The sequence below is a fragment of the Rosistilla ulvae genome (assembly GCF_007741475.1).
Lineage (GTDB): Bacteria > Planctomycetota > Planctomycetia > Pirellulales > Pirellulaceae > Rosistilla > Rosistilla ulvae.
Genome location: NZ_CP036261.1, coordinates 2,351,090 through 2,368,386 on the forward strand (window position 1 = coordinate 2,351,090; position 17,297 = coordinate 2,368,386).

Consider the following 17,297-nt stretch of genomic DNA (forward strand, 5'->3'; position numbering starts at 1 on the left):
TGTTGGAAGATGTAACGCAGAATAAATCGGTTGTTGCTGGCGTCCGAAGCGTCCGGCTGGATTTCGGGCCCCAGTGCGTTGTGCCCTCGGCGGCCATCGGTTTGCCGGCTTCGGCGATGTTATCAGATCAACGGAATTCACTCGCCGAGCGACCGACGGGATCGAGTGAAGAGACGTTCAGCGGTGACGAAGCCCTTTGAAGACAATTGACCTTTGAAGATAAAGACAAAAGTAAAGACATGAGCGAATCGAACGGAAAGCGACCGATGATCGAGGCGGTGGGACTGAGCAAGTTCTACGGCCCGTTTGCGGCGGCACGGGACATCAGTTTCACGGTCAACGAAGGGGAACTTGTCGCTTTTTTGGGTCCCAACGGGGCCGGTAAAAGCACGACGATGAAGATGTTGACCGGTTACATCGCTGCTTCCGAAGGGGAGGCGCGGATCGCTGGTCATAATATGCTTTCGGATCGGATCGAAGGGAGCAAGCGGCTGGGCTATCTGCCCGAGAACGGCCCGTTGTATCCCGAGATGACGCCGGCGAGTCTGTTGGAATTCTTCGCCGATGCCCGCGGGATGGGACTTCGCGAACGCAAGCAGCACGTCGAGCGCGTCGTCGAGATCTGCGACCTTTCGACAGTCATGCACAAAGCGACCAGCAAGCTTTCTAAAGGTTTTAAGCAACGCGTCGGCATGGCCCAAGCGCTGTTGCACGACCCCGATGTGTTGATCTTGGACGAACCGACGGCCGGTCTGGATCCGAACCAGATTCGCGGCGTGCGGGCGACGATGGCCAAGTTGGCCGAGACCAAGACGATTCTGTTGAGCACGCACATCTTGCAAGAGGTCGAAGCGATGGCGACGCGTGTCGTTTTGATCAACGAGGGACGCAAGGTCTACGACGGAACCGTCGACGATTTGGGACACAAAGGCCAGTTGGACGAAGCGTTCCACAAACTCACCCATGGCGAAATCATCAGCTGATTCCGCCCCGCCTCCTGTTTCTATCTGAGCTCGCGGTTCCGGTTGGGGATCGCGAACATGCCGTTGAAATCAAATCACCAGTTCTCGCAATTGAAATAGTGTAGAAGAATGGATCTAGTAACTCTCCTATTGGCTCTGCTCAAACTGCTTCTGATCGACTTGATCTTCGTCGGCGTGCTGTTTGTTCTGATCAGTCTCTTGGCTCGCACCAAACGCGCCGCGTTTGCGGTATTGCGACGCAATTTCTTCGGTTATTTCAGCAATCCAACCGGATATGTGTTCCTGTGTATCTTTGTCTTTTTGACTTCGTTGGCTGCCTTCTGGCCGTACGAATTCTTCAACGACAACCTTGCGACGCTGGACCAATTGAATCGCTATCTGCCGTTGATCATGTTGTTCTTTATCCCCGCGATCACGATGAGTATCTGGGCTGAAGAGAAACGCCAAGGGACCGACGAACTGCTGCTGACCCTGCCGGCGGATGATTTCGACATCGTGATCGGTAAGTATCTGGCGGCCTCGGCGATCTTCACCGCGTCGTTGATCTTCTCTCAGCTGTCGAACTTCATCACCCTGGCTGTGCTCAGCTATGGCGATCTCGATACCGGGCTGTTCTTCACTACCTACCTCGGATATTGGTTCGTCGGGCTGACGATGATTGCGATCGGGATGGTCGCTTCGTTCTTGACCGGCAACCTGACCGTTGGCTTTATCTTGGGAGCTCTGTTCAACGCGCCGCTGGCGTTTGCGTCGATGGCCGACGTGATCATTCCCGGCGGTTGGTTCCAGCGGATCGTTAGCGGATCGGGACTGAGCGCCCAATTCGACGACTTTGGCCGCGGCGTGATCAGTCTTTCGTCGACCGTTTACTTCTTGTTGGTCGCCCTGATCGGGATCTATCTGTGCATGGTCTTGATCGGTCGCCGTCACTGGTCGGGCAGCAAAGATGGAAACACGATGTTTTGGCATTACGCCGCTCGCGCTGTCGCCTTGATGGTGCTGGCCGGTGGTGCGGTTGTGCTGCTTCGCAACTGGGACCAACGGATCGATACGACCGAGGGAAACGTCAGTTCGTTGGCCCCCGCCACGATCGAATTGATCAAGAATCTCGACGCCGATCGCCCGATCGTGGTCGATGCGTTTATCTCGACCGATATTCCCGAACAATACGCACGGACCCGATACGAATTGGTCAGCGTGCTCAAAGAGTTCCGCGCCGAAGCGGCCAAGCGGGGCAAGACGATCGACGTCAACCTGTACCAAGATCTGGAGTTGTTCAGCGACGAAGCCGCCCTGGCGTCGGAGCGTTTTGGGATCGAACCGGTCTCCCGATTCGTTCGCTCGCAAGGCTCGATGGAGAACCAAGAGATCCTGTTGGGGGCCGCTTTCCGAAGCGGGTTGGAGAAGGTTGTCGTGCCATTCTTCGACTACGGCATTCCGGTCGAATACGAATTGGTTCGCTCGATCAAAACCGTTTCGCAAAGCACTCGCAAGCGATTGGGCATCGTCAATACCGACGCCAACCTGATGGGCGGATTCTCGATGGCTGGCGGATCGCCGCGGCGAATCGAAAAGCATCCGTTGGTCGTCGAGTTGGAAAAGCAATATCAAGTCGACGAGGTCGATCTGTCGTCGCCATTGGATCCGAGCCGGTTTGATGCGGTCGTCGCCGTGCAACCTTCGTCGCTGGCTCCCGATCAATTCGACCGTTTGGTCGAAGGGGTGAAGGCGGGAATTCCAACGGCCATCTTCGAGGATCCGATGACGAGCCGGGGGATCCCAGGAACGGGCGAACCGAAGCAGTCGCCAGGGGGCATGTTTGGCCAGCAGGGCGGCCCAGTTCCGAAGGGCGATATCCGTAAACTGTGGGATGTGTTGGAGATCGAGTCGCCCGGCATGCCGGGAATGACAGCTCTCTTCTCCCCCGATATCGTTTGGCAACACTACAATCCGTATCCCAAGATGGCCGCGTTGGGCTACAACGACCAATGGTTGTTCGCCAAAGAGGAATCGCCCGGCGCCGAGGACGCGCTCTCCGAAGCGAACCCGATCACCGCGGGACTCGGCGAGATCTTGTTCATCTACGCCGGTGCGGTCAACGCCAAGAAAGATTCGGTGCTGAAGCATACGCCGTTGGTGCAAACCGGTATGGCGACGGGCTTGATCCCGTTGGCGAAACTGCAGCCCGCGATGCGCGACCCAAACACCTTGCGTGCCGAACAGGGTGACTTCAAAGGAATTCAAACGATCGCCATGGCGATCGAAGGATCTGACAAGTCGGAAGCTGCGAAGGATGAATCTGGCAAGGAGAGCGCCGAGAAGGATGACGCCGATGCGAAGTCCGAAACCGACGAGTCTGGCAGCGGATCGATCAAAGCCGTTTATGTGGCCGATACCGATCTGTTGATCCAAGAGTTCTTGGCGATTCGGGCTCAGCCAGAGTTGTTTGCCGAGGTCGATCTGCGCGTTCAGAACGTGACCTTTGTGTTGAACATCGTCGATTGGTTGGCGGACGAAAGCCTGTTCATCGACGTCCGCAAGCACGAGCCACGGTTCAGCACGCTGCAGTGGATCGAAGAGGTCGAGAACGAAGCTCGCGAAAAAGAGAGCGCTGCGGGAGCAGAGTTCGATCTAGCGTTTAAAGAAAAGGTCCGCGAGATCGAAGAGAAGAACACCGAAGAGCTGCAGAAGCTGCAAAAGGAACTGGACGACGCCAAGAAGAACAACCAAGACGGCAAGATCGATCTCGGTGCGTTCCAGGCGATTCAGACCCGATTCATGATGAAACAGCAACAGTTGGAACGGATGTTGACCGTCAGTCGCGAGAAATTGGAGCGCGAACGAGACAGCCAGATTCAAAAGGAACGCCGGGCGGCCGATCTGACCGTTCGAGCGCGACAGAATCGTGTGAAGGCTGCTGCCGTGACGCTCCCTTGTATCCCGCCGTTGTTGATCGGCGTGATCGTCTTTGCGTCGCGTCGACTGCGTGAACGCGAGAACATTTCCAAAAGCCGGCTTCGATAACCCCCGACTTAAATCAGACTGATACCAAGACAGAATTGCGGAGAATAGAAACGTGAGTGAAAGTGGAAAGACAGGCGTCTTTTGGTTAGTCGCGTCGGCTGTGGTCGCGATGGCGGCCATCGTGGCGTGGCCTCGTTCGACCGAGACCGATCTGGCCGCCTTGATCGGCAAACCGATCTTCGAAAACTTCAACGATGTGTTGGACGTTTCGATGTTGAAGATCGATCGCTTCGACGAAGAACTGGGGCAGCTGAGTTCCTTCGAGGTCACTCGCGACTCGAAAACCAATCAGTGGTCGATCCCTTCGCACGATGGCTATCCAGCCGATGCGACCGAACAGATCCGCGATGCCGCAACCGCGTTTTTGGATCTGGAGATCTTGGATGTCGCCAGCGAAGTCAAAGACGATCACGAGAAGTTCGGCGTTCTGGAACCCAACGCCAGTTCGTTGAAAGTCGGTGACGAAGGTGTCGGACGGTTGGTGCAATTCGAAAACGACAATGGGGAAGTGCTGGTGAATTTGATCATCGGCAGCATGGTCAAAGATACCGAGGACCAACGCTTCGTCCGAATCCCGACTCAAGATGTCACCTATGTCGTTAAATTTGACGACACTCCGCTGACGACAAAATTTGAATCTTGGATCGAAGACAATCTGTTGGATCTCAGTTCGTTCGACATCAAAGAGATCGGAATTCGCGATTATTCGATCGTCCGCACCTTGCAAGGTGCCAGCATGCAACCGAACTTCGATGCCGATATCGCTTTGGAAGAGGATGACGTCTGGAAGCTTGCCAAGTTGGATGTCTACGAAAAAGGGAAGCCAGTCGCCCAAACGTTGGCCGCCGATGAAGAGCTCGACGGAACCAAATTGGGCGACCTTCGCAGCGCGTTGGACGACCTCAAGATCGTTGATGTTCGTCGCAAACCCGAGGGCCTCTCGGGCGATCTGAAGACCGACGCCGGGTTCATGAAGAACGACGATGCCGTTCGTTCGCTGATCACACGCGGCTTCTATCCTCAACCGACCGAAGATGGCAAGGGAGAGGTCTTTGCGGCTAATGGCGAGTTGATCGCGACGCTTAAAAACGGAGTCGAATATCTGCTCCGCTTCGGTGAAATCGATCAACAAAGCCTGGATTCGGAAGAGGAATCCGAAGAGGGAGCGGAGGAGCAAGTTGTCGGTGTGAACCGATATTTGTTGGTCAGCGCGCGGGTCAACGAAGCGACTTTCCCTGAACCCGAACTGCAAACCGTTCCCGAGACCTGGGAACAATTGCATCCAGAGATCCAAGCGGCTCAAGCACCCAAGACCGATCAACCGGCGGCGGAGCCCAAGCCGGAAGATGCCAAGCCGAAAGCGGACGAAAAGCCTGCGGCTGAAAAGACCGAGGAAGCTGATATGCCTGCGGCTGAAGAGGAATCAAAGCCTGCCGCTGACGAGCCGACCGAAGAGGCGCCTGCCGACGAAGAGGAAGCTGATAGTTGTGAAGCTCCTAGCGACGATGACAAAGAGACCGAAGAGACTTTGTTCCAGGACGATGAGGCGTCCGAGGCGGAGAAGCCTGCCGATGCGGAAGCTAAGCCCGCCGCTCCGGAACTGACCGATGAGGAGAAGCAGGAGGAATTGGAGGTTGCACAGGAATCGATCCGTAAAGCGAATCAACGCAAGTTGGACGCGAGAAACGATCAACTGGAAGAGGCGCGGAAAAAGGTTCGTAGCCTGAACGAACGCTTCGCCGAATGGTACTACGTGGTTCCCGAGAGCGAATACCGCAAGATCCACCTGACTCGCGATGATCTGATCAAGAAAAAGGATCCCGCCGGAGCAGCAGCTCCCGTCGTGCCGGGCAACTGAGTCGGTCGGGGCAGTCCCGATTTCTAACGAGCATCAACAGCACGGTTCGCAAGAACCGTGCTGTTTTCGTTTGATGCACTCCTGATGGAACGTCTGGAAGTCTGGGTGGAATGGTCGATCCATTGCCAGCTTTGCGTTACGGACGCGATACTCTCGAGGCGAACTGCCGCGAGATGCTTCGCGTGACGAACTGTTGGCTATGGAACCAAAGGCCTATAATGGCATTGGACGTTAATCGCGAGAATGACCAAGAAGTGCGGATGGAAATGGTGTGCTCGTTGTTACCCCAAAGCCGATGCTGCAACCAAAATGTTTAGGTTCACTAACCAATGACACGTAACTCTCTACTCAACACCGATACCGAAGATCTCAAGGAGCTATTAAGTAACGGAAAGAGCTACAAGGTTCCGCCCTACCAACGCGATTATTCATGGAAACAGGAGCATTGGGAAGATCTCTGGGAAGATTTGATGTCGATCGAAGCAAGTCGAGAAGATCACTATATGGGTGCGGTGGTCTTGGAGAGTGCAGAGCGGAAGCACTACCGTATCATTGATGGCCAACAACGGATGGCCACACTAAGTATTTTGATTTTGGCGTGTGTCGATTTTCTGGATCAATTGGCTCGTGATGGCCTCCACTCGGAGGACAATCGTGAGCGAGCGTCAGAACTGGAGCGAAGTTATCTCGGTGCCAAGGATCCCGCGAGTTTACGAATCACGCCAAAGCTGCAATTGAATGCCAACGATGACGATTTTTTTCAATTGAATATTGCCCAGCGCAAGGCGCCGCAGGGAGGAACGCGCGGCTTGAGTGACTCGGAGAAATTGCTTTGGGCTTGTTTCCAGTTTTTTCAGCTCAAGGTGCGGAAGAAATTTGAATCCAATTCGATGGGGGCGGACGTCGCTCGATTTGTCAACGAAGTCGTTACCGAACGGTTGGTATTCATTACCGTGCGGGTTCAGGATCAGGTAAGTGCGTATACTGTTTTCGAAACGCTGAATGCTCGAGGGTTAGAATTAACCGAAACAGACCTGTTGAAGAATTACCTGTTGTCTTTGGCTGACCGCTTGAGCAAGTCTCAGATGGAGCCGGTGCTAAAGCAATGGGCCAGGATCACGTCTCGAGTCGGCGTTGCAAGATTTCCAGAGTTTTTGCGACATCATCATAATTCTCGAAACGAGTATGTTCGTCGCAAGCAACTCTTTAAGACGATCAAAAGAGAGGTGGCAACGCTTGAAGACGTGTACGCACTACTCGATCGACTCGAGCAGGACGCCGCGTGGTTCGAGGCGTTGAATGACGATTCCAATGAATTCTGGCTCGATTTTCAAGGGGGCAGAGAACATGTTCGGGTCTTGAAACTGTTTAACGTTTCTCAGTTCACTCCTTTTGTTTTGGCTGCAAAAGATAGTTTTAGTGACGCTAGCCAGATGGTTGACGTACTCAGATATTGTGCCGTGTTATCGGTTCGCTTCAACGGCGTAGGACGGCGAAGTACCCACATTCTTGAAGAGGTTTACAATCGTGCTGCGTTGGAATTGCGAACTGGTAAAGTGAAGCGTCTTGCCGATCTGCGGGATACGCTTCAGGGAATTTACGTTCCAGATGAAGAGTTCGTGGCAGACTTTTCAACCCTTCGTTTGAAGCCGCGTGGTGTATCGGGTAAGCGTTTGCGTTATCTACTTGCAAAGATTGAAAAGCAAAAGGGCAATGTGGAGATTAGCGATGAAACAATGCAGGCAACAATCGAGCATATCCTTCCCGAGAATCCTGCCGATACGGGATGGGAGGGGTTTTCGGCAATCGCTCAGGATCGGGTGGTCGAACGTCTCGGGAACTACACGCTGTTAGAACGCAGTCTCAATTCGGCTGCCGCTGGGAACGCGTCATTTCAGAATAAATTGATTGCCTATGCTAAATCGACGTACCGTCTAACGAGCGAACTGTCCCGTTTTGATGATTGGACGGAAGTCGCCATCGAGCAGAGGCAAGCCGCCATGGCCAAGGTTGCAAAGACGATTTGGTCATTGCCATTGTAGCGAGGCGTTGCCGAATTGACGTTGCGGTCGAGACGGTGGCGACCTGCACCGAGCAGGTGCTTCATGTCGGCGTGTTCCTAGGATTCGAATTGCCTGTGATGAACGCACGGGCTTTCATTCGAGGTTTTGCGTCCCCGTGGTTGCCGTTACAGTTGTTGTAGTAGGTTGCGGTATTGTGGGTTGTTGGGCGAACGTTGGAGCAATTGCTCGCAAGCCGCTTTCGCTTCATCGATCCGTTCCAGCTTTTGCAACAACAGCACCAGGGCCAGCAGAAACTGTTCGTTCTCCGGTTCCAAGGCGACCGATTTTTCAATCCGTTGCAATCCGGCTTCCGCATCGCCTTGGAGGTAGAGCGCGAGGCCAAGTCGATATTGCAGCGGGCCGTTGTCGGGAGCGAGATTGGCGTCGCGCTGCAGCAACGGCAATTCATCCGCTCGCAATTTCGTGACGCGTGCTTGAATCTCCGCCGCCTCGGCGGGAGGCAATTGTCCCGATTGAGCCATCGATTCCAACAGCGCCGCCAAGTTGCTGCGCGGTCCGACGGCGCCAGGTTGCACACGAATCGCCGTCTCGTACGACTCGATCGCTTCGCCATAGCGGCCTTGGTTTTCCAGAACCACGGCCCAGACCAAGTGAGCGCTGCCGCGATCGGATGTCTCCATCAACGATTCGTGGTACTCATCCAACGCAGTTCGCAGTTGCTCGCGTTGCCCGGCCGACAAACTGTCCGCGGGGACCGTCGACAAGATCCGCCCCGCTTCGCTGCGAACCAGCCGCGAATCATCGGTCAACATCGGAACGATCGTCCGACGAATCTGGCTCGGATCGCGACCTTCGAAGACGCGGACCGCCGCCACGCGAACGATTGGATTCGGATCTTTTAGAGCTTCGCGAGCGACGCGGGTCGCGTCGGCGCCGCTGTCGGCGCGGCTCAGTTCTTGGATTGCGGTGGCGCGAGCCAGATCGGGCACACCTTCTTTGGAGAGCGCGACGTTTGCCAGTTGCTGCAGCGCGTCGGGCTGTTGCGTGCGAGCGGCATGCAGCGCGGTGGCGAAGTGATCGGGGCGTTTGCGTTGATCGCCGTACCAGCGATCGCAAGCGTCATCGCACCACTGATCGATCTCGTGCAGTACCGCTTTGATTTTTGTGTCGCCGCCGCGAGCTTGCTCCAACCACTTCGCGTATTCGGTCAATTTGGAATACGAATCGCTGGGCAGTTGTTCGCTGGACGCGACGAACTCCGCAAACTTGGGCAATCGCTTGCGGATCTCTTCGGGCTGCTTCTCCTTCTCCAACTCCACATGGCAGCCAGTGCAAGCGTTGGGCGTTCCCAACGCGACCGACAGATCGGGGCGTGGGATTCGAATGCTGTGATCGCGTCGCGGGTCGACGGCCATATAAGTCGTCTCGGGCATATGGCATTCGACACACGAAGCCCCCGCCGTGCCGGGTTCGTGCCGGTGGTGCGATGGCGTGTCGTATTTGCCCGCCGGGTGAGCGTGGCACGAGGTGCAGGTCGCGTTGCCGGGTTGCTTCAGCTTCAGCGAATGCGGGTCGTGGCAATCGCTGCACCGGATCCCCTTGTGGTACATCTTGCTTTGAATGAACGACCCGTAGACGTAGACCTCGTCCAAGATCTCGCCGTTGGCGTGATAGGTCGATTCCTGCAGCAGTTCGGGTTCGTAGAAGTCGCAGAAGCGTTGACCCGGCTGGAAACCGGACTTCAGCACGCGGCGGCGACTGTGGCACGGCGCGCACGCTTCGATCTGCGGAATCGCATCGGCGCCTTTCAAGTCGGCCAATCCCATCCCGTGATGGCGATCCCAAAACAGCGACTTGCTTTGCGCCAGTTCGACGTGCAGGCTGCCCGGTCCGTGACAGGCTTCACAGCTGACATCGATCTCCGACCAGCTCGTGTGATATCTGGCCGTCTTAGGATCAAAGTTCTTCTGCAGGTTGGTCGAATGGCACTCGGCGCACATCGTGTTCCAACGCTGTGCGATGCCGGTCCAGTGGAGATCGTCGTCGGGAGCAAGTTTCTCGTGGACATCTGGCGGTTCTAGGTAGAACCATTTTTTGGCGTGCGTATCCCAGCTGACACGCAGCACTTGCAGCCGACCGACCTCGTTTTCGGACATCTCCGCCGTGCGATCGAATTCGACCATGTACTGCTGCAACGGATCGACGCCGAAGACGTACTTGATCTCGAAATCGGCCATCTCGCCATCGGGACCCTCGGTATGGATCATGAACCGATCGCCGTCGCGGAACATCCGGCTGGTGATCCCGTGATGGGTAAATTCGACGCCGCTAAAGTCACCGATCACCGACTCGTCAGTCGCCAGATCCATCGCCAAATCGTGATGCGATCCGGCAAACAATTCGGCTTCTTTTTGATGGCACTGGATACAGGCGTCGCGGCCGGTAAAGCTGGCTTTGGCATCGATCGGCATCGCCGACCAATAATCGGCAAAGACGCCACCGGCGATCGCGATGAAGAAGGCCGCGAGACCCAGCATCCAGCGGCGTTTGCCGGAAAGGAAGGGGCGGGAACCGCTGGTAGATGAAGGGTCGATGCGATTCACTCGGGGGGCACTCGAAATGGGGGCAGTCGATGAACAGGCACCAACCGGAATTTGCGAAGGATCACTGCGGTTGGGATCTCAAGTCTAGCCGCAAAATGGGGTGGTGACCAAGTCGGTGCCAAAGCGTAGGGGATATTCAGGTCGTTTTGGGCAGACCGACACCCTTAGCGGTAAGAACGTGGGCTCGATTCTCTCTGTTCGTTGACAGTTCAGATGCTTGCAATTTAGAATCTTGCCTTCACCCCCTCTCAATCCTACCGTTTCGACGCTCAGAGAATACGCATGTCAGAATCCGCCGGTGGCAACCTCGATCACGTGTTAACCGAATCTCGGCTGTTTCCGCCTCCCGCGGAATTCACCGATCAGGCTGTAATCAAATCTCAAGCCCAATACGAAGCGCTCTACGAAGCCGCCAAGAACGACCCCGAAGGTTTTTGGGGTGCCGAAGCGAAAGAGCACCTGCATTGGTTCGAACCGTTCACCAAGGTCCTGAACTGGAACAGCCCCAACGTCGAGTGGTTCGTCGGTGGCAAGACCAACGCCTGCTACAACTGCGTCGATCGTCATGTCGCGGCCGGTCGCGGCGACAAAGCTGCTTTGATCTGGGAAGGGGAACCTGGCGATACCCGCACATTGACCTTTGCCGATCTGCAAAAGGAAGTCTCCAAATTCGCCGCTGGTCTGCAATCGATCGGTGTCCAACAGGGCGACGTCGTCAGCATCTATATGCCGATGACGCCCGAGTTGGTGATCGCGATGCTTGGTTGCGCCCGGATCGGTGCTGTTCACTCGGTCGTCTTCGCCGGCTTTAGCGCCGAAGCGATCGCCGATCGTAACAACGACGCGAAAGCCAAAGTCGTCCTGACCGCCAACGGACTCTATCGCCGCGGCAAAGTGCTGCCACTGAAGGAGACTGTCGACGAAGCGTTGGCAAAATCGCCGACGATCGAAAAGTGTGTCGTCCTGCAACGGATCGAAGACCAAGAGACACCGATGGTCGAGGGACGGGACATTTGGTGGCATGACCTCGTTGCCGACCAACCCGAAGATTTTCCTGCGGTTCCGTTGGACAGCGAAGCGTCGTTGTTCATCCTCTACACCAGCGGCAGCACCGGCAAACCGAAGGGTATCCGGCATACAACCGCTGGCTACAACCTGTGGGCGAAACGGACCTTCGAATGGGTCTTCGACCACCGCGACAACGATGTCTATTGGTGCACCGCCGACTGCGGTTGGATCACCGGGCACAGCTACCTCGTCTACGGCCCGTTGGCTGCTGGCGCGACGTGCATGATGTACGAAGGAGCCCCCAACCATCCCGCCGAGGATCGATTCTGGGATCTGATCGAGAAGTATAAAGTTACGATTCTTTACACCGCACCGACGGCGATCCGCGCGTTTATCAAGTGGGGCGATGATCACGTCGACAAGCACGACCTCAGCAGCTTGCGGCTGCTCGGTTCAGTCGGCGAAGGAATCAATCCCGAAGCGTGGATGTGGTACCACGAGAAGATTGGCGGCAAGCGTTGCCCGATCGTCGACACGTGGTGGCAGACCGAAACCGGCGGAATCATGATGAGTCCACTGCCGGGCGTTACCGCAACGAAACCGGGCAGTTGCACGCGGCCGTTGCCAGGCGTGGTGCCAGTTGTCGTCGACGAAGCGGGAACCGAACTGGATGTCGATCAAGGCGGCATGTTGTGCATCGCTCAACCTTGGCCGGGAATGTTGCGCGGCATCTGGGGCGACGAGGAACGGTATGTCGAACAGTACTGGAGTAAATTCCCCGATAAGTATCTGACCGGCGACAATGCCCGTCGCGACCCCGATGGCTACTACTGGATCATGGGACGCATCGATGACGTGATCAACGTCTCGGGGCACCGATTGAGCACGATCGAAGTCGAGAGCGCTCTGGTCAGTCACCCCGCCGTTGCGGAAGCTGCTGTCGTTGGCCGCCCTGACGAAATCAAAGGTCAGGGAATCGCCGCATTCGTCACGCTGAAGTCGGGTGAACCGACCGATGAGCTGCGAAAAGAACTCCGTCTGCACGTTCGCAAAGAGATCGGCGCGTTGGCTCAGCCCGACGAAATTCGCTTCGCCGCCGCAGTTCCAAAGACGCGTAGTGGCAAGATCATGCGACGCTTGCTGCGAGACATCGCCGCAGGAAAAGAGACCGCTGGCGACACCAGCACTCTGGAAGATTACGCCGTGATCGCGAAGCTCCGCGAGAACGACGAAAGCTAATCACCGCCGCGCGTGATGCGACATCTTGGAAGCGTCGAGCAACACTCCGTTGCTTGACTTTGGTCCGCGACCGCTCGATACTTGTTGCGACGGATGGGGGAGCCCCGCTGCCGCAAAGACTTGGAGTTCGAGCCGATCGTGGCAAAGGTCCAAAGAACGATTGCCGCGGCTGTCAGCTCATGTCAGGACGGCGATCGTTCGTTCATCGTGGTACGACATAATTGTTGCGGAGATTCGCGAGATGAGACGTTCCATTCTTGATGCTGTCCAAGATGGCGATTGGGCTTTTGAGCCGCTGCCCTGCGATGAAAAGCAGTATCAGCCAACCGCCGCGCTCCCCGGGAGCGCAGAGAAGTTAAGCGTCCTGCAAGGGCGAGTGCAGAAGGGATTGCCGCTGTGGCATCCGTCGGACCGAAGGTTCTTCCGCGAGGAAGCGGGTTCGGTCGCCTGAATCCCACGATCCGCTCGCCAGTCAATTGCGTCTCGCAGTTGATGTCGCTTCGATCGCCTGCGCTTTTTATTTGCTTTGCAGTCGGGCAACATGTAGCGGTGCCGACCAACGGTCTCCCATCGCCGATTGTTCAAAGACCGCGGGGCGAAGCGCTGGGGGTGCCGATTTGCGATCGCCGATCGGTTGCAGGTGGGTTACCGGTGCATGTTTTGCCGGAACCGGGGTGCGGCGGACACGGACCGAATCGTCGCGAAACGGATCGTTCGCCGAGTCGGCTTTCGGGGCGGGCAACGAGGGTTCCTCGTAGTGGTAGTGCGGTGAGTGTTCCACGTCGGAACTTGGTTCCACGGGGGCAACGATCATTGGCGCTGGTGGGACAGGCATCATCTCGGGCATGTTGTGTTGGTAGATTGCCGTGTTGTGGTGCGATTGCGGTTTATCGCCACACCCACACGAACTTGCACAGGGGGCATTTTGCCGGCAGCATTGGCAATCGTTCCCCTTGGGCTTCAGCATCGTGCCCAATTTCAATTTGAATTTTGAAAACATGTCGGCGCTGTTGGACAACAGGCCGCAGCCCGACTTGCCGCTGCAGCCGCCATCACAGCCGCCGTCACAACTCGGTTCGCATCCGCAACTGGGTTGTTCGCATCCGCAGGTTGGTTCGTAGCCAGCGTCACACGCATCGCAGCTGTTCTGCTTCGTTCCGCCATAACCTGCCCAGACTCCCTTTAACAGCGAGCAGGAGCATTGTTGCACGCCGCGGTCCATGGATTGGGCGACCGCCGTTCCCGCAGTGAGGCTGGAACCAAACAAGATGGCGGCGAGTGCGACCGCCCCCAAAGAGGAATTCCATTGACGATTGGGTTGCGGCATTCGAGATTTCATCGCTTGGTGTGCTCCGGCTAGATCGTTAGATCGTTCCATGTCTTGGTTCATTGATTTAATCGATCGGAACGGCACAGCCGTCAACAACAGAACAATCCGATCGAGCCGTAGAATCGGAAAATTGCGAACAGATCGCCCAGAGTGTCTATTTTGAACTTTGGGGCTGAGTTCCCTAGCAGACAACTAAATTGCAAAACGCTATACTCCGCATGGTTGGGAATGACACTAACACGTCCATTTAAGGCGGAAGGGTACTGCTTTAAACCGCTCGCGGTTTCGAGTCGTGTTGATTCCATTTTTGGCTTGCTTCTTACGACACTCGATAGGTTACCTCCGTGACGAAAACCGATCCATTTAACGCGCGCGACACATTTGACACCGGCAACGGAACCGCTGGCATCTACCGCATCAGTCGCCTGGAAGACGCTGGCCTTGGCGCTGTCAGCAAACTGCCTTATTCGATCCGCATCCTGTTGGAAGCCGTTTTGCGTGGCTGCGACGGATTCAGCGTGACCGAACAGGATGTTAAGAATCTGGCCGCCTGGAACGCATCTGCGCCAGCGGCCGAAGAGATTCCGTTCAAGCCATCCCGCGTGGTGCTGCAGGATTTCACCGGCGTTCCGGCGGTTGTCGATCTAGCGGCGATGCGTTCGGCGATGGGCCGCCTGGGTGGCGATCCCAAGCGGATCAACCCGTTGATTCCCGTCGACCTGGTGATCGATCACAGCGTGCAAGTCGATTACTTCGGCAGCTCGCAATCGTTGCAGCAAAACGTCGACATGGAATTCCAACGCAACGGCGAACGCTACGAGTTCCTGCGTTGGGGGCAACAAGCATTCGATAACTTCCGCGTCGTTCCACCAAATGTCGGTATCGTGCACCAGGTGAACCTGGAATATCTGGCCAACGTTGTCTGGCTCCGCGAAGACGAACACGGTCCGATCGCATTGCCCGATACTCTGGTCGGCACCGACAGCCACACCACGATGATCAACGGCCTGGGCGTGTTGGGCTGGGGCGTTGGCGGTATCGAAGCCGAAGCGTCGATGTTGGGCCAACCGTTGTACATGTTGATGCCCGAAGTGATCGGGATGGAATTGACCGGCGAGCTGCCACCCGGTGCGACCGCGACCGACTTGGTGCTGCGAGTGACCGAGGTGTTGCGAGCCGAAGGAGTGGTCGGCAAGTTTGTCGAATATTTTGGCGAAGGGATGCAAGCGATGACGCTGGCCGATCGTGCCACCCTGGCCAACATGGCTCCCGAATACGGAGCGACGATGGGCTTCTTCCCCGTCGATGCGGAGACGCTGAACTATCTGCGTCGCACCGGCCGCCCCGAACCACAGGTCCAATTGGTCGAACGCTACTGCAAGGAACAGGGACTGTGGCGCAACGACGCCGACCAGTGCCAATACACCAAGCGTCTGTCGTTGGATCTGTCGACCGTCGAACCGGCGTTGGCTGGCCCCAAACGCCCGCAAGATCGCGTCCGTCTGGCCGACATGAAAGCCGACTTCAACAAATCGTTGACCGCGCCGGTTGGAGCCAAGGGCTTCGGCTTGGATGCGACTCAGTTGAACAAGACCGCAACGGTCAACGACAATGGAAAGTCATCGGAAATCACCCACGGTTCGGTTGTGATCGCGGCGATCACCAGCTGCACCAACACCAGCAACCCTTCGGTAATGCTGGGTGCGGGGCTGTTGGCCAAGCGAGCTGTCGAAGCGGGGCTAACGGTCAAGCCGTTTGTCAAAACCAGCTTGGCTCCCGGATCGCGCGTCGTCACCGATTACCTGGACAAAGCGGGCGTCAGCGAAAGCTTGGACGCATTGGGCTTCCAGACCGTCGGATACGGATGCACGACTTGCATCGGTAACAGCGGCCCGCTGCCCGAACCCGTTTCGGCGGCGATCGTCGAAGCCGACTTGGTCGCGTCGAGCGTGCTTAGCGGCAATCGCAACTTCGAAGGCCGCGTCAACCCGCACACCAAAGCGAACTACCTGGCCAGCCCTCCGTTGGTCGTTGCATTTGCTTTGGCCGGAACGACCGACATCGACATGGCGACCGAACCTTTGGGGACGGGCAAAGATGGGCAGCCTGTCTTCTTGAAGGACATCTGGCCATCGACCGAAGAGGTTCGCCAGGTGATCGACGAAGCGGTCCAACCCGAAATGTTCACTCGCCAATACGCCCAAGCCGTGACCGGCAACGAGCGTTGGAATGCGATCGACGTCTCCGGTGGCGATATTTACGAATGGTCCGAATCGAGTACCTACATCCAGGAACCGCCCTTCCTGTCGTCGGTCACCGCCGATGTTCCCGATATCCAACCGATCCGCGGTGCTCGCGTTCTGGCACTGTTGAACGATTCGGTCACGACCGATCACATCTCGCCAGCCGGTGCGATCGCCAAGGACGGACCCGCGGGCCGATTCTTGCAAGAACATGGCGTTGGACCAAAAGAGTTCAACAGCTTCGGCAGCCGCCGTGGTAACGATCGCGTGATGGTTCGTGGCACGTTCGCCAACATCCGGATTCGCAATCAGATCGCGCCGGGAACCGAAGGTGGCGTGACCCGCTTCCTGCCCGCTGGCGAGACGATGTCGATCTACGATGCGTCGATGAAGTACCAACAGGAAGGGACTCCATTGATCGTGATCGCGGGAGCCGAATACGGCACCGGCAGCAGCCGCGACTGGGCTGCCAAGGGAACGCTGTTGTTGGGCGTCAAAGCCGTGATCGCTACCAGTTACGAACGTATCCACCGCAGCAACTTGGTCGGTATGGGCGTGTTGCCATTGCAGATGGTCGAAGGAAACGATTGGCAATCGCTGGGATTGTCCGGCGAAGAGACCTACGACATTCAAGGGCTCTCCAACGACCTGCAGCCCCGTTCGACCGTGACCGTCAAGGCGACTGCCGATGATGGCAAGGTGACCGAATTCGAATGCTTGGTCCGCATCGATACGCCTGTCGAGATGGTTTACTATCGCAACGAAGGCATCCTGCCAACGGTTCTGCGAAGCTTGGCGAAAGAGTAGCCAGCACCATTTGGAAACAGAGCGTCGCCCTCGCGGGGCGGCGTTTGAAGCACAGGGCTGCACCGCGTTCGCGCGGTGCAGCCTTTTTTTTATGCGTTTCGCGCCGCACTGGGCCGTTGCGTATGGACACCGTTCCGCGCGGTTCGAAGTTCGGTAGGTTCGGCTAGGCCGGCTACCT

Annotated in this window: 9 protein-coding genes; 7 read left to right on the forward strand and 2 right to left on the reverse strand. The window is 56.7% G+C overall.

Annotation, left to right across the window (positions count from 1 at the left end):
- Window positions 1-239 precede the first annotated feature (239 nt).
- From EC9_RS08510 to EC9_RS08525, 4 genes are all read left to right on the forward strand, one after another.
- The gene (locus EC9_RS08510) at window positions 240-983 is read left to right on the forward strand and encodes an ABC transporter ATP-binding protein (RefSeq protein WP_145344060.1); all 744 of its coding nucleotides are present in this window, start codon (window positions 240-242) and stop codon (window positions 981-983) included.
- 108 nt (window positions 984-1,091) lie between these two features.
- Window positions 1,092-4,007 (forward strand): Gldg family protein, encoded by a 2,916-nt coding sequence (locus EC9_RS08515; protein ID WP_145344062.1) that lies wholly within the window; start codon window positions 1,092-1,094, stop codon window positions 4,005-4,007.
- A gap of 52 nt (window positions 4,008-4,059) precedes the next feature.
- Entirely contained in the window at window positions 4,060-5,865 is a 1,806-nt protein-coding gene (locus tag EC9_RS08520; protein ID WP_145344064.1) for a DUF4340 domain-containing protein, read from the forward strand.
- A gap of 329 nt (window positions 5,866-6,194) precedes the next feature.
- Complete coding sequence (locus tag EC9_RS08525; RefSeq protein WP_145344066.1) at window positions 6,195-7,907, forward strand: DUF262 domain-containing protein; 1,713 nt, start codon at window positions 6,195-6,197, stop codon at window positions 7,905-7,907.
- A gap of 146 nt (window positions 7,908-8,053) precedes the next feature.
- Here EC9_RS08525 and EC9_RS08530 read toward each other — a convergent pair whose 3' ends face one another.
- Entirely contained in the window at window positions 8,054-10,492 is a 2,439-nt protein-coding gene (locus EC9_RS08530) for an ammonia-forming cytochrome c nitrite reductase subunit c552 (RefSeq protein ID WP_145344067.1), read from the reverse strand.
- A gap of 282 nt (window positions 10,493-10,774) precedes the next feature.
- Between EC9_RS08530 and acs the strand changes: the two genes are divergently transcribed.
- Window positions 10,775-12,739 carry an acetate--CoA ligase gene (gene acs / locus EC9_RS08535; RefSeq protein WP_145344069.1) on the forward strand — a complete coding sequence of 655 codons (1,965 nt, stop codon included), beginning with the start codon at window positions 10,775-10,777 and terminating at the stop codon, window positions 12,737-12,739.
- A gap of 241 nt (window positions 12,740-12,980) precedes the next feature.
- On the forward strand, window positions 12,981-13,190 hold the full coding sequence (locus EC9_RS08540) for a hypothetical protein (protein ID WP_145344071.1): 210 nt from the start codon (window positions 12,981-12,983) through the stop codon (window positions 13,188-13,190).
- A gap of 66 nt (window positions 13,191-13,256) precedes the next feature.
- Here the strand turns inward: EC9_RS08540 and EC9_RS08545 are convergent, their stop codons facing one another.
- Entirely contained in the window at window positions 13,257-14,078 is an 822-nt protein-coding gene (locus tag EC9_RS08545; protein WP_145344073.1) for a hypothetical protein, read from the reverse strand.
- A 335-nt stretch (window positions 14,079-14,413) separates the two neighbouring features.
- Here EC9_RS08545 and acnA point away from each other — a divergent pair, with 335 nt between their 5' ends.
- Complete coding sequence (gene acnA / locus EC9_RS08550) at window positions 14,414-17,119, forward strand: aconitate hydratase AcnA (RefSeq protein WP_145344075.1); 2,706 nt, start codon at window positions 14,414-14,416, stop codon at window positions 17,117-17,119.
- Window positions 17,120-17,297: the final 178 nt, after the last annotated feature.